This window comes from Streptomyces sp. NPDC085866 (assembly GCF_044541035.1).
In the GTDB taxonomy this organism is placed as follows: domain Bacteria; phylum Actinomycetota; class Actinomycetes; order Streptomycetales; family Streptomycetaceae; genus Streptomyces.
The window spans coordinates 28728-42495 of the sequence record NZ_JBITSQ010000016.1 but is presented as its reverse complement, the minus strand read 5'-3'; the positions used below and the strand labels follow the sequence as shown (position 1 = coordinate 42495).

General features: G+C 71.4%; 11 protein-coding genes. 4 read left to right on the top strand and 7 right to left on the bottom strand.

What is annotated here, in order from left to right; all coding sequences use genetic code 11:
* Positions 1–52 precede the first annotated feature (52 nt).
* Positions 53–1525 (bottom strand): diaminobutyrate--2-oxoglutarate transaminase family protein, encoded by a 1473-nt coding sequence (locus tag ACIF83_RS34425; RefSeq protein WP_399732814.1) that lies wholly within the window; start codon positions 1523–1525, stop codon positions 53–55.
* 290 nt (positions 1526–1815) lie between these two features.
* Here ACIF83_RS34425 and ACIF83_RS34420 point away from each other — a divergent pair, with 290 nt between their 5' ends.
* Positions 1816–3048 (top strand): trypsin-like serine peptidase, encoded by a 1233-nt coding sequence (locus ACIF83_RS34420; RefSeq protein WP_398141299.1) that lies wholly within the window; start codon positions 1816–1818, stop codon positions 3046–3048.
* A 135-nt stretch (positions 3049–3183) separates the two neighbouring features.
* Positions 3184–4383 carry a trypsin-like serine peptidase gene (locus ACIF83_RS34415; RefSeq protein ID WP_399732810.1) on the top strand — a complete coding sequence of 400 codons (1200 nt, stop codon included), beginning with the start codon at positions 3184–3186 and terminating at the stop codon, positions 4381–4383.
* 67 nt (positions 4384–4450) lie between these two features.
* Here ACIF83_RS34415 and hflX read toward each other — a convergent pair whose 3' ends face one another.
* The 6 genes from hflX to miaA all read right to left on the bottom strand — a co-directional run bounded on the left by hflX (position 4451) and on the right by miaA (position 12844).
* On the bottom strand, positions 4451–5941 hold the full coding sequence (gene hflX / locus ACIF83_RS34410; protein WP_393480938.1) for a GTPase HflX: 1491 nt from the start codon (positions 5939–5941) through the stop codon (positions 4451–4453).
* Positions 5942–6073: 132 nt separating this feature from the next.
* Positions 6074–7603 (bottom strand): M1 family metallopeptidase, encoded by a 1530-nt coding sequence (locus ACIF83_RS34405; protein WP_399732806.1) that lies wholly within the window; start codon positions 7601–7603, stop codon positions 6074–6076.
* 128 nt (positions 7604–7731) lie between these two features.
* Entirely contained in the window at positions 7732–9960 is a 2229-nt protein-coding gene (locus ACIF83_RS34400; RefSeq protein ID WP_399732803.1) for a RelA/SpoT family protein, read from the bottom strand.
* Positions 9961–10242: 282 nt separating this feature from the next.
* A complete protein-coding gene (dapF, locus tag ACIF83_RS34395) occupies positions 10243–11118 on the bottom strand; it encodes a diaminopimelate epimerase (protein ID WP_398141303.1) in 876 nt (291 codons plus the stop codon).
* Positions 11119–11275: 157 nt separating this feature from the next.
* On the bottom strand, positions 11276–11797 hold the full coding sequence (locus ACIF83_RS34390; RefSeq protein ID WP_398141332.1) for a hypothetical protein: 522 nt from the start codon (positions 11795–11797) through the stop codon (positions 11276–11278).
* A 108-nt stretch (positions 11798–11905) separates the two neighbouring features.
* Positions 11906–12844: a tRNA (adenosine(37)-N6)-dimethylallyltransferase MiaA gene (gene miaA, locus ACIF83_RS34385; RefSeq protein ID WP_399732800.1), complete on the bottom strand. Its 939-nt coding sequence runs from the start codon at positions 12842–12844 to the stop codon at positions 11906–11908.
* Between the two features lie 175 nt (positions 12845–13019).
* On the opposite strand from miaA, the gene ACIF83_RS34380 reads away from it, so the two are divergent.
* Together ACIF83_RS34380 and ACIF83_RS34375 are read left to right on the top strand one after the other, a co-directional pair.
* Complete coding sequence (locus ACIF83_RS34380; RefSeq protein WP_393480925.1) at positions 13020–13310, top strand: hypothetical protein; 291 nt, start codon at positions 13020–13022, stop codon at positions 13308–13310.
* Between the two features lie 25 nt (positions 13311–13335).
* On the top strand, positions 13336–13608 hold the full coding sequence (locus ACIF83_RS34375) for an antitoxin (RefSeq protein WP_393480923.1): 273 nt from the start codon (positions 13336–13338) through the stop codon (positions 13606–13608).
* The last annotated feature ends 160 nt before the right edge of the window (positions 13609–13768 follow it).

Here is a 13768-nt window from a genome sequence, read left to right as displayed (position 1 = left end):
TGGCCGTGTCGGGCTCTCCGGCTTCGTCGGTGCGGGCGCCGGTGTGCGGTTTCTAGCCGGTGCCCTGGGCAGGGCCGTCCGGCCGGCTCTGACGGCGGCCGCGGTCCTGCTGGTGGCGGGCCGCGGCGGCCACCGCGTCGGCGAGGCGGTCCAGCACGGCTGCGGCCTGCTCGTCGCTGATGGTCAGCGGCGGAAGGAGCCGTACGACACTGTCGTGGCGGCCGCCCAGCTCCACGATGAGGCCGCGGTCGAGGCACTCCCGCTGGACGACCGTGGCGAGTTCGGGGTCGGCGGGGCGAGGCGTGCGGGTGGGTTCCAGCCCGCTCGTCGTGGCGTGGTCGTCGCCGGCAGAGGGGGGTTCACCCGGCCCGGTCCCCTCGTCCTCCGGGTCCACCAGTTCGACGCCGATCATCAGGCCGCGGCCCCGGACGTCCCCCACACAGGGGAACTCCGTCTGGAGCCCGCGCAGTTGGGAGAGCATCCGCGAGCCGAGGACGGCGGCCCGCTCGGCGAGGCCGTTCTCACGGACGTGGGCCAGGGTGGCGGTGCCCGCGGCCATGGCGAGCTGGTTGCCGCGGAAGGTGCCCGCGTGGGCACCGGGCTGCCAGACGTCGAGGTCGTCGCGGTAGACGACCACGGCCAGCGGGAGGCTGCCGCCGATGGCCTTGGAAAGGACCATGACGTCGGGCGTGACACCGCTGTGCCCGACGCCCCAGAAGGCGCCGGTGCGGCCGACGCCGGTCTGGATCTCGTCGGCGATCAGTGGGACGGACCGGTCGGCCGTGATCTGCCGCATGCGGCGCAGCCAGTCGTCCGGCGCCGGGATCACCCCGCCCTCGCCCTGGACGGGTTCGAGGATCATCCCCGCGGGCAGCGGCACGCCCGACTTGGGGTCGTCGAGGAGGGACTCGATCCAGCGGGCGCCGAGTTCGGCGCCGTACGGGCCGCCGACACCGAAGGGACAGCGGTAGTCCTGCGGGTAGGGCAGGCGGGCGACCCGTACGTCGCCCGCGCCGCCGGAGGCGGCCAGGGCTCCGGAGGTCATGCCGTGGTAGGCGCCGGTGAAGGCGAGCATGCCGGTGCGCCCGGTCGCGGCCCGGACCAGTTTGAAGGCTGCCTCGACCGCGTCGGTGCCGGCGGGTCCGCAGAACTGGACGCGGGCGCGGTCGGCGAGTCCGGCAGGCAGGGTGCGGAACAGCTCAGTGATGAAGGCGTCCTTGACGGGGGTCGCCAGGTCGAGGACGGAGAGCGGGGCGCCGGATTCGAGGACGCGGCGGATGGCTTCCAGCACGACCGGGTGGTTGTGGCCGAGGGCGAGGGTTCCGGCGCCGGAGAGGCAGTCCAGGTAGCGGCGGCCGTCGGCGCCCTCGATGGTCAGCCCCCGGGCCCGCACGGGCACGATGGGCAGGGCCCGTGCGTAGGTGCGCGCCGCGGACTCGCGCGCCGACTGGCGCCTGAGGATCCCCTCGTGCACGGCACGCGCTCCCCCGTGCGCCCCTTCAGCCACCGACTCGGTCACGGCCACGGCTCGCTGTCCTCCCCGCTGTCCAGAGGCGTGTTGATCCACGGGGACCGGGCACAGGCAGCAGGACCCCCACCGCTACCAACAGCTCACGGGCCTGCGGGTTACGGGTTGCCTCAAGATCCTTGCCGTGACGGAACTGTTGCGCTTCCGTCGGAAGTCCCCCACAGCGAGCGCATAGTGTGTGGTTCCGTTCCCAGAAGGCCGTGAGACCGGCATGAACTCCCCATGAGTTCATGGCCGGTGCCGTGGCCGAAGCGCCGAGTTCCTTTACACCAGGGGGAGTCAAGAGCATGCGATCCATACGGCCGTCGTTCACCGTTCGCCGCGGGAGGGGCGCGTCCCGCAGAACCTCCCCCGTGCTGGCGACGGTCGCCCTCGCTTCGGCGCTGGCGCTGACCGCCACCGCCTGCAACGGCGACGACCACGCCGACGGCAAGCCGACCGCCAGCGCGACGGCGAACGGGACCGGCGACGGAAAGATCCAGATCCCGGACGACATCAAGGACAAGCTCAAAGAGCACGGGATCGACATCGACAAGTGGAAGAACGGCGCCTGGAAGAACTGGAACAAGGACGACTGGCTGCGCGAGGCCAACGACTTCATCAACCCGATCATCAAGGGCCTGTGGGACCCGGACCGGATGCGGGGCGCCAACGACCCGGACAAGGACAAGGGTGTCGACGACAACGACATCTCCGGTGACCAGGGCGTGACCGACCCGACCCCGGCGCCGGTGAAGGCCCAGGCGGTCCGGCCGCCGTACCACACCAGCGCGGCCACGTCGGGCAAGGTGTTCTTCGACTCCCCCGAGGGCACCATGGTCTGCTCGGCGACGGTCGTGCAGGACCCGGCGCACCCGGGCAAGTCCAACCTCATCTGGACGGCGGGGCACTGCGTGCACGCCGGCAAGAACGGCGGCTGGTACCGCAACATCGCCTTCGTGCCGTCGTACAACAACGCGGCCAAGTCGGCCGACCAGCTGCAGAACGCCAGCAGGGAAGAGGTCGCGCCGTACGGCGTCTGGTGGGCCGACGGGGCGAAGACCTCGCAGCAGTGGATCGACCAGGGTGGTGAGACCGGCGGCAACGGCGCTTCCTACGACTTCTCCGTGATCCATGTGACGCCGGAGCAGGGCAACGCCGGCAAGTCGCTGGAGGAGACGGTCGGTGGCGCGCTTCCGGTGAACTTCAACGCCCCCGCCGTGCCGAAGGTGCGGAGCATCACGGCGACCGGCTACCCGGCGGCGGCTCCGTACGACGGTCAGCTGGCGTACCAGTGCCAGGACAAGCCGGGCCGGCTGTCGATCAACAAGTCGGACCCGACGATGTACCGCATCGGCTGCACGATGACCGGTGGCTCCTCCGGCGGCGGCTGGGTGGAGACGGGCGCGGACGGCAAGCCGGCGCTCGTGTCCAACACGTCCATCGGCCCGGTGACTTCGGGCTGGCTGGCGGGTCCCCGTCTCGGTGAGGTGGCCAAGGGCGTGTACGACTCGGTCAGCAAGAAGTTCGCCGGGCGGTAGGCCCGCGGGCACAGCCCGTTCATGGGCGGCGGCGAGGCGTCTCACAGGAACCTTCACCGTCTCGCCGCCGTCCGTCCCCAATCCCACGGGCATAGTGGGATGTCATCAAAAGCTTCAACGGGGGTTATCGCACCAATGCGTTCCGCACGTAGGTCCTCGACGGGCCGTCGCCGTACCGTCCTAGCCGCGACCGGCCTGGTCGCCGCCCTGGCGCTCACCGCCACGGCCTGCAACGGCTCCGACGACGCCAAGGCGGGCGGCCAGGCCGACGCCGGCGCTTCCCAGGCCGCAGACGACGGCGGCAAGGCCCACATCCCGGCCGACATCGCGAACAGGCTCAAGAAGCACGGCATCGATGTCGACAAGTGGCAGAACGGCGGCTGGAAGAACTGGGACAAGGACAAGTGGCTCAGTGAGGCCAAGGACTTCGTCAACCCGGTGATCCAGGGGCTGTGGAAGCCGGAGCGGATGAAGTCCGCCAAGGAGGCCAACAAGACGCTGTCCACCAAGGACGCCGCCGCCGACCAGGGCGTCAGCGATCCGGAGCCGCAGCCGGTCAAGGCCGTGGCGGAGAAGACGCCGTACCACCGGAACGCTGCCCCCGTGGGCAAGGTCTTCTTCGACTCGCCCGAGGGTGCGATGGTCTGCTCCGGCACGGTGATCAAGGACGTCAACCATCCGGGCAAGTCCAACCTGGTGTGGACGGCGGGCCACTGCGTGCACGCGGGCAAGGAGGGCGGCTGGTACCGCAACATCGCCTTCGTGCCGTCGTACAACGACCTCGGCAAGCCGGAGTCGGAGCTGGCGAACGCGACGGCCTCGGAGGTCGCCCCGTACGGCACCTGGTGGGCGGACTGGGCCTCGACCTCGAACGAGTGGATCCAGGGCGGCTCGGAGACGGGCGGCGCAGGTGCGGCGTACGACTACGCGGTGCTGCACGTGAAGCCCGAGTCCGGGGCGAAGTCGCTGGAGGAGACGGTCGGGGCGGCCCTCGACGTCGACTTCTCGGCGCCGTCCGCGACCGAGGTGGCGACCATGGGTGCCTGGGGCTACCCGGCGGCGCCGCCGTTCAACGGGCTGAAGATGTTCAAGTGCCTCGACCGGCCCGGCCGGCTGTCGCTGAGCTCGTCGCTGCCGACGATGTACCGGATCGGCTGCACCATGACCGGCGGCTCCTCCGGCGGCGGCTGGTTCCGTGTGGTGAACGGCAAGACGGAGCTGGTCTCGAACACGTCGATCGGCCCGACGAACAACACCTGGCTCGCCGGCCCGCAGCTGGGCCAGGAGGCGCAGGGCCTCTACGAGAACATGAGCAAGACGTACGGCGGTCGGTGACCCGCACACAGCCGGAAGGCCCGCTCCCTCGTGCGAGGGAGCGGGCCTTCCGGCTGTGCTGAGAGGCTCAGGCGAGCTGCGCCGGAACGTACGGCGCGAGGTCGGCCGCGAGTTCCTCGTGCACCCGGACCTTGAGCAGGGTGCCCTCCGCGGTGTGCTCCTCGGAGATCACCTCGCCCTCGGTGTGGGCGCGGGCGACGAGCTTGCCGTGCGTGTACGGCACGATCGCCTCGATCTCGACCGACGGCCGCGGCAGGTCGCTGTCGATCAGCGCGAGCAGCTCCTCGAGGCCCTGGCCGGTGCGGGCCGAGACCGCGATGGAACGCTTCTCGATCCGCAGCAGCCGCTGGAGCACCAGCGGGTCGGCCGCGTCCGCCTTGTTGATCACGACGATCTCGGGTACGTCGGTGGCGCCGACGTCCCGGATCACCTCGCGCACGGCGGCGAGCTGCTCCTCCGGGGCCGGGTGCGAGCCGTCCACCACGTGCAGGATCAGGTCGGAGTCGCCGACCTCCTCCATGGTGGAGCGGAACGCCTCGACCAGGTGGTGCGGCAGGTGCCGGACGAAGCCGACGGTGTCGGCCAGGGTGTACAGGCGGCCGCTCGGGGTCTCCGCGCGGCGGACGGTCGGGTCCAGGGTCGCGAACAGGGCGTTCTCGACCAGGACGCCCGCGCCGGTGAGACGGTTGAGCAGGGACGACTTGCCGGCGTTGGTGTAGCCCGCGATGGCGACGGACGGCACCTTGTGGCGTCGGCGCTCCTGGCGCTTGATCTCGCGGCCGGTCTTCATCTCCGCGATCTCCCGGCGCATCTTCGCCATCTTCTCGCGGATCCGTCGTCGGTCCGTCTCGATCTTGGTCTCACCGGGGCCACGGGTGGCGAGGCCGCCGCGACCGCCACCCATCTGGCGCGACAGCGACTGACCCCAGCCTCGGAGCCTCGGCAGCATGTACTGCATCTGCGCGAGCGCGACCTGCGCCTTGCCCTCTCGGGACTTGGCGTGCTGGGCGAAGATGTCGAGGATCAGGGCCGTACGGTCGATGACCTTGACCTTGACGACGTCCTCGAGCTGGATCAGCTGGCCCGGGCTCAGCTCACCGTCGCAGATGACGGTGTCGGCGCCCGTTTCGAGGACGATGTCACGCAGCTCCAACGCCTTGCCGGAGCCGATGTAGGTGGCCGCGTCGGGCTTGTCGCGGCGCTGGATCACGCCGTCGAGCACGAGCGCGCCCGCGGTCTCGGCGAGGGCGGCCAGCTCCGCGAGGGAGTTGTCCGCGTCCTGCGCCGTTCCCGTGGTCCACACACCGACGAGCACGACCCGCTCCAGGCGAAGCTGTCGGTACTCGACCTCGGTGACGTCCTCGAGCTCGGTGGAGAGGCCCGCCACACGGCGCAGTGCCGCGCGTTCGGAGCGGTCGAACTGGTCGCCGTCCCGCTCGCCGTCGATCTCGTGGCTCCAGGCGACGTCCTCTTCCATCAGGGCATCGGCCCGAAGACCTTCGGGATAGTCGTGCGCGAGGCGCTTGGTGTCCTGGGAAGGGGAAGAAGAGGAGGTCATTGGATCCTTACGTCGATGCGAATGCCGATTCGGCGGTCTTAGTCAGAACGCTTGGGCACCCCGGGAGATTCCCGTGTCCGTGCCGCGCCGACCTGAAGATGGTCGCACGGTACGGCCCGTCTCGTCACCGCCTTATTTCCGGGCCGGGCCCTTGGCGTGCCTGGTGTCTTCGGTGTTCTTGGCGCCCTTGGCCGGCTCCATGCTCTTCCAGTCCGGGTGGCCGGGCATCGGCGGGGTCTTCTCGCCGTACAGCCAGCCCTTGAGGAATCCGCTCAGGTCGCGGCCGGCGACGGCCGAGGCGAGGCGGACGAAGTCGGCGGTGGTGGCGGTGGAGTCCCGGTGCTGCTTGACCCAGAGCTTCTCCAGACGCTCGAAGGCCCGTACGCCGATCTCCTGGCGCAGGGCGTACAGGGCCAGCGCGGCGCCGTCGTAGATGTTGGGACGGAAGATGCCGATCTTCTGGCCGGGCGCGGGCGGCTTGGGCCGGGCGGGCGGGCCGCCGGAGGCGCGCCAGCTGTCGGAGGCGCTGTAGGCGGCCTTCATCCGGTCCTTCATGGGCTTGTGCGCCTTCTCCTCCACGTAGAGGGACTCGTACCAGGTGGCGTGGCCCTCGTTCAGCCAGACGTCGGACCAGGAGCGGGGGCTGACGCTGTCGCCGAACCACTGGTGGGACAGCTCGTGCACCATGATCGACTCGATGTACCACTTGGGGTAGTCGGGCTCGGTGAACAGCTGCTTCTCGAAGAGCGAGAGGGTCTGCGTCTCCAGTTCGAATCCGGTGGAGGCCTGTGCCATGAGCACGCCGTACGTCTCGAACGGGAACTTGCCGACCTTGCTCTCCATCCAGGCGATCTGGTCGGGCGTCTTCGCGAGCCAGGGTTCGAGTTCCTTGCGGTCGGCGCTGGGCACGACGTCCCGGACCGGGAGCCCGTGCGGCCCCTCGCGGTGCAGGACGGCGGAGCGGCCGATGGACACCTGGGCGAGTTCGGTGGCCATGGGGTGCTCGGTGCGGTAGGTCCAGGTGGTGGTGGTGCCGACCCGGTTCGCTCCGGCGGGTACGCCGTTGGCGACGACGATGTAACCGTTCGGGGCGGTGACGTGAATGGTGAACATCGCCTTGTCGGACGGGTGGTCGTTGCATGGGAAGACCAGGTGGGCGGCGTCGGCCTGGTTGGCCATGGCGAGGCCGTCGGAGGTGCGCACCCAGCCGCCGTCCTCGCCCTTGCCGGCGACGGGATCGCTGGTGTGCTTCACGACGATCCGGGTCCAGTGCCCCTTGTGCAGGGGGCGGTCCGGTGTGACGACCAGGTCCTCGCCGGCGCCGGTGAAGCCGGCGCGACGGCCGTCGACCTCGACGGACTCGACCTTGCCGTGCGCGAAGTCGAGGTTGACGCGGTCCAGGGTGGTGGTCGTCCAGGCGTCGATCGTGGTGACGGCCTGGAGCGGCTTGTCGTTGGAGCCGGGATAGGTGAAGGACAGGTCGTACGACGCCACGTCGTATCCGGGGTTGCCCAGGTACGGGTAGAGGCGGTCGCCGACGCCCAGGGGCTGGGCGGGTGCGGCGGCGGCGAGGAGGCAGACGGACACGGCGGAGGCGAGCAGGGCCGCCGTCCGGCGGCGCAGGGGCCGGTGGTTCGCGCACGGGCGGGGGGTGAGCGGCATGCAACACCGCTACCAGCGCGCGCGTGCGCCACGGCGGCGACGCGCGCTCGGCCCACTCGAACGGGTTGGTCCGGAGCGCCTTTCTCAGGAAGCCCGGCGTTTCCTCTCCCAGGACGCCCGGTGTCGCTTCAGGAAGCCGGCGCCTGGTGCTGGGCCCTGCTCACGTCGTACACCCCGGCCACGTCGCGCATCGCGCGCATGAGGGCCGGGAGGTGGGCCGCGTCGGACAGCTCCAGGGTGTAGGTGTGGCGCACCCGCTGCTGGCTCGGCGGCTCCACGGTCGCGGAGACGATCTCGGCGCCCTGCAGGGCGATCGCCTCGGTGAGGTCGGCGAGCAGATGGGGGCGGCCGAACGATTCAGCGACCAGGGTGACCCGGCACGCGGTGGTATCTCCCCAGCGCACTCCGATCTCCGCGCGCCCCCGGCTCTTCATGTGTGCCACCGCCGCGCATCCCACGCGGTGCACGGTCACCACTCCCCCGCGCACGGCGAAGCCGGTGATCTCGTCGGGCGGTACGGGCGTACAGCACCCGGCGAGGCGTACGGCGGCCCCGGGGCGGTCCGCCAGGACGTCGGCGCCGCGCGGGCGGCCCGCGGGGGCGCCGTCGGTCCCGGCTGACCGGGCGGCCGTACCGCTCGCCGCGGCCGCGCCGCCTCCCGCGCCGGCGGTGCTCCCGCCGGCTCTTGCGGACTCGCCCTCCGCACCGCTCGCCGCGGCCGCGATGGTCCCGCCCGCCCCCGCGGTCCCGCCCTCCGCGTCTCCGGCCGGGTGCGTGGCCAGCCACCGCTGGATGGCGATGCGGGCCGCCGGGGTGTGGGCGTGCTCCAGCCACTCGCGGGACGGCTCGGAGGCCGGGTCCTGGCCCATGAGGAGCTGGACCGTGTCGCCGTCCCTCAGGACCGTGCTGAGGGTCGCCAGGCGGCCGTTGACGCGGGCGCCGATGCAGGCGTGGGCGTCCTCGCCGTACTGCGCGTAGGCGGCGTCCACGCAGGTGGCGCCCTCGGGCAGGCCCAGGGTGCCGCCGTCGGGCCGGAAGACGGTGATCTCGCGGTCCTGGGCGAGGTCCTCGCGCAGGGTGGACCAGAAGGTGTCCGGGTCGGGTGCGGCCTGCTGCCAGTCGAGGAGGCGGGAGAGCCAGCCGGGACGGGTGGGGTCGGCACGCTCGCCGTCGGCCGGGTCGTCGGAGCCGGGTGCGTACGGGTTGCCGAGGGCGACCACGCCGGCCTCGGCGACCCTGTGCATCTGGTGGGTGCGGATGAGGACTTCGGCGACCTGGCCGTCCGCGCGGGCGACCGCGGTGTGCAGGGACTGGTACAGGTTGAACTTCGGTACGGCGATGAAGTCCTTGAACTCCGAGACGACCGGCGTCATGCACGTGTGCAGTTCGCCGAGGACGCCGTAACAGTCCGCGTCCTCGTTCACGAGCACCAGGAGGCGGCCGAAGTCGGCGCCGCGCAGTTCTCCGCGTTTGCGGGCCACGCGGTGGACGGAGACGAAGTGGCGCGGGCGGATGAGGACTTCGGCCGGGATGTCGGCCTCGCGCAGCACTCCGCGGACCTCGTCGGCGATCTCCGCGAGGGGGTCGTCGGAGCGTGCCGCGTTCGCGGCGATCAGCTCCCGGGTGTGTTCGTACTCCTCGGGGTGGAGGATGGCGAAGACGAGGTCTTCCAGTTCGGTCTTCAGAGCCTGCACGCCGAGGCGTTCGGCGAGCGGGATGAGGACGTCGCGGGTGACCTTGGCGATCCGCGCCTGTTTCTCGGGGCGCATCACGCCGAGGGTGCGCATGTTGTGCAGGCGGTCGGCGAGTTTGATCGACATCACACGCACGTCGCTGCCCGTGGCGACGAGCATCTTGCGGAAGGTCTCGGGCTCGGCGGCCGCTCCGTAGTCGACCTTCTCCAGCTTCGTGACGCCGTCGACCAGGTAACGCACCTCCTCGCCGAACTGCTCCCGCACCTGGTCCAGCGTCACATCGGTGTCCTCGACGGTGTCGTGGAGCAGAGAGGCCGTCAAGGTGGTGGTCTCGGCGCCGAGTTCGGCGAGGATCAGGGTCACGGCCAGCGGGTGCGTGATGTACGGCTCGCCGCTCTTGCGCATCTGGCCGCGGTGCGAGGACTCGGCCAGGACGTAGGCGCGGCGCAGGGGTTCGAGGTCCGCGTCGGGGTGGTGGGCGCGGTGCGCCTCCACGACGTGGCTGATCGCGTCGGGCAGTCTGCCGCGAACGGCGGGGCCGAGCAGCGCGGCCCGGCCGAGCCTGCGCAGGTCGATCCGGGCCCGGGACTTCCTGCGGGCCACTGTGGGCGCCGTGGGCGCTACCGGGCCAGGGGTCGCAGGGTTCGTGGCCTCCGCACTCATGGGCACCTCCGGCTCGTCGACCGGCGGACGGAGCCCAGGGCATGCGCGGCTCAGGGATGGCGACGTTCCCCCGTCCGTGCCGGTGCTTGATGCTACCGAGCCCATCACGTGCGACTGACCGCCTCTCGCCGAGCGTGAAACGGATCACCCATTCGAGCGACGACGAGGAGGTTTAGAGTTTGCGCCACCTGCCCTGCACTCGGCCGCGGTTTCGAACGGTCCCGGCCGCCTGAAAACACCGAACCCGGCGTCCGGAGCCGTTCGTTGCACGGTTTGCCCTGGTCAGCGGAGCGCGTTTTCCAGCCACTCGGAGTCGATCTCGCCCTCGGCGACGATCACGGCGGGGCCGGTCATCTCGATCTCGCCGTCGGGCCGTTCGGTGATGACGAGGCGCCCGCCGGGCACGTCCACGGTGTACGTCGCCGGCGTGCCGGTGACGGCCGGGTCGGCGCCGTCGCGCCGGGCGGTGGCCACGGCGACCGCGCACGCGCCCGTGCCGCAGGAACGCGTCTCGCCGGAGCCGCGCTCGTGCACGCGCATCGCGACGTGACGGGGTCCGCGGTCGACGACGAACTCGACGTTGACCCCGTCCGGGTAGGCGGCGGCCGGGCTGACCGGCGGCGGGGCGTACAGATCGCCGGCGTGCGCGAGGTCCTCGACGAAGGCGACGGCGTGCGGGTTGCCCATGTTCACGTTGCGCGCGGGCCAGCTGCGCTCGCCGACGCTCACGGAGACCTCGCCCTCGGGCAGGCGGGCCCTGCCCATGCCGATGGTGACGTCACCGTCCTTCGCGATGTGCACGCTCTTCACGCCCGCGCGCGTGGCGATCGCGAGGTCACCCTCGCCCACGAGTCCGGCGTGCTGGAGGTAGCGGGCGAACACCCGGGTGCCGTTGCCGCACATCTCCGCGATCGAGCCGTCGCCGTTGCGGTAGTCCATGAACCACTCCGCCTCGGCGGCCATCTCCCGGGCCTCCGGGTGCGCGGCGGACCGTACGACGTGCAGCACCCCGTCGCCGCCGACGCCGGCGCGGCGGTCGCACAGGGCGGCGACGGCCTCCGGCGTGAGGTCGAGGGTGTTCTCGGGGTCCGGGACGATCACGAAGTCGTTCTCGGTGCCGTGGCCCTTGAGGAAGGGGATCCGCGTGCGCGTGCTCATTCCTCGATCGTAAGGGAAGGGCGTCGTCGAGCTGCGGGTCGGTGGGGACCGACGGGGCGGGGCAGGCCGGTGCGACGGGGCGGGTCGGTGGGGGTTGATCGCGCCCACGGGGCGGAGCCGCACATCGATACGGACCCGCGCCCCTCAGGAGCACGCTTCAGCGGAGCCTTGCCACACGCCAGACGGCCAGAATCACGACCACGGCCACCAGCAGCACGTACCCGAGCACCACCCGCCAGTCCGGGCGACGGCCCGAGCCGCGGGCCGGGAGGCCAGGCCAGGTGTAGCCCACTCGGCGGGCGGCCATCATGCCCCAGCCCGCCGCGCAGGAGCAGATCAGCAGGCCCAGCATGGCGATCACCGCACCGCTGTCGCCGAAGTCGAAGGCGAGCGGGAAGGCGAACATCAGGGAGCCGCCCGCGGCCAGGGCCACGATGGGCGCGAGCTGCCAGATGCGCAGTCGCCGCTGCGGGCGCAGCTCCACCTCGACCTCGGGACCGCTCGCGTACATCTCCTCGGGCGCCGGCCCGTCGGCGGTGACGCCGCCCGGGGTCTCGTCGGGCCCGTCGTCGGTCAGGTCCGTCAGGTCGGTCAGAGAGTCCTCGCGCCGATCCGGCTCGTCACCGTCTGTGGTGACGTGCTCGGCACTTTGTGCGGTGTCGCGAGGGCCGGCCTCCATCGCCACGCGCCCTCCCAACTAGGACTCCACTTGGTCGATCGAAGCACGATGATGGCACGGCGCCGCACGCCCCGTTGACCGGCGGCGCATCCCGATGCCATGACGTGATCAGGCTGTGACCGGTCGTTCGACCAACGCCAGGGCCTGCCGCGGAAGTTCCCCGCGGTCCGCCGCGGCCCCACTCAACCAGTGCACCCGCGGATCGCGCCTGAACCATGAATCCTGACGGCGCGCGAAGCGCTTGGTGGCGCGTACGGTCTCGGCCCGTGCTTCCGCTTCGGTGCACTCCCCGGCGAGCGCAGCGAGTACCTGCTGGTAGCCCAGCGCGCGCGAGGCCGTGATGCCCTCGCGCAGCCCCTGCGCCTCCAGGGCGCGCACCTCGTCGACGAGGCCCGCCTCCCACATCCGGTCGACACGGCGCGCGATGCGCTCGTCGAGTTCGGGGCGGGCGACGTCGACGCCGATCTGGACGGTGTCGTAGACGGAGTCGTGGCCGGGGAGGTTGGCCGTGAAGGGCTGCCCGGTGATCTCGATCACTTCCAGGGCGCGGACGATACGGCGGCCGTTGCTGGGCAGGATCGCACGGGCGGCCTCGGGGTCGGCGGCGGCCAGGCGGGCGTGCAGCGCCCCGGAGCCGCGCAGAGCCAGCTCCTCCTCCAAGCGGGCCCTGACCACGGGGTCGGTGCCGGGGAACTCCAGGTTGTCGACGGCTCCGCGGACGTAGAGGCCGGAGCCGCCGACCAGGATCGGCCAGCGGCCCTCGGCGAGCAGGGCGTCGATCCGGGCGCGGGCCAGCTTCTGGTACTCGGCGACGGAGGCGGTGACCGTCACGTCCCAGATGTCCAGCAGGTGGTGTGGGATGCCGCCGCGCTCCTCGGGCGTCAGCTTGGCGGTGCCGATGTCCATCCCTCGGTAGAGCTGCATGGAGTCGGCGTTGACGACCTCGCCGCCGAGTCGTTGGGCCAGGAAAACGCCCAGATCGGACTTTCCGGCCGCTGTGGGGCCGACGACGGCGATGACGCGGGGGGCGGGAGATGCACTGCTCACCGCACCAGTCTCGCAAACCTCACGACCACGCCTCGAACGAGTTACGTGACGGTACGCATTCCGCGTCGTTGCACCGAGGTGCCCGCCGGTCACTGGACACGGTGACCCGGGCGGTGCAAACGGACGCACCGCGTGACGCGGGATTTCGCCCGCACGAGTAACGTAAGGAGTGGATATGGGCGTTTTTGCACGACTTCTCGGCAGGTCGAAGGCGACGCAGGAGGCGGCGACCGACGAGGTGCAGACCGGCACCGAGTCGGGAGCGGCCGAGGCGGTGGCGGAAGCGAATCGGGCAGCGGAGGCGAAGGGGCCGGCCGAGGACGGGCGGGGGCGCGAGGGCGAGGCGGCGGAGGCGAAGGCCGCCGAGTCCGGCGCGGCCGAGAGCGCCGAGAGCGCCGAGATCCCCAAGCAGCAGTCCGCGGACGAGGCCGCCGACAGCGAGGCCGGTGAGGGCGCCCGCACATGACTGTCCCCGTGAGGGAAGGTGGACCATGAGTCTGATGGACAACGTGAAGGCCAAGCTCGCCCCGGCCAGGGACAAGGTGTCGGACCTCGCCCAGAAGCACGGGGGCAAGGTCCAGCACAGCATCGACAAGGCCGCCAAGGCCGTGGACGAGCGGACCAAGGGCAAGTACAGCGACAAGATCCACGCCGGCACGGACAAGGCGAAGGGGGCGATGGACCGCCTGGCGCACAAGGAGGGTCCGGAGACCGGCGACGCCGCGACCCCGACCCGGCCGGAGGGCCCTCCACCGGCTTCCTGAACGACACGCGGATCGGCGGACGGCCGTGGAGCGCCAGCGCTCCCGGCCGTCCGCCGTTTCGGCTTCGCCCCGCGGCGACGCCCAGGACTTCTCCACCGCCGGGCAACGCCCAGGACTTCTCGGCCATCGGGCGACGCCCCGGGCTTCTGCACCGCCGGGC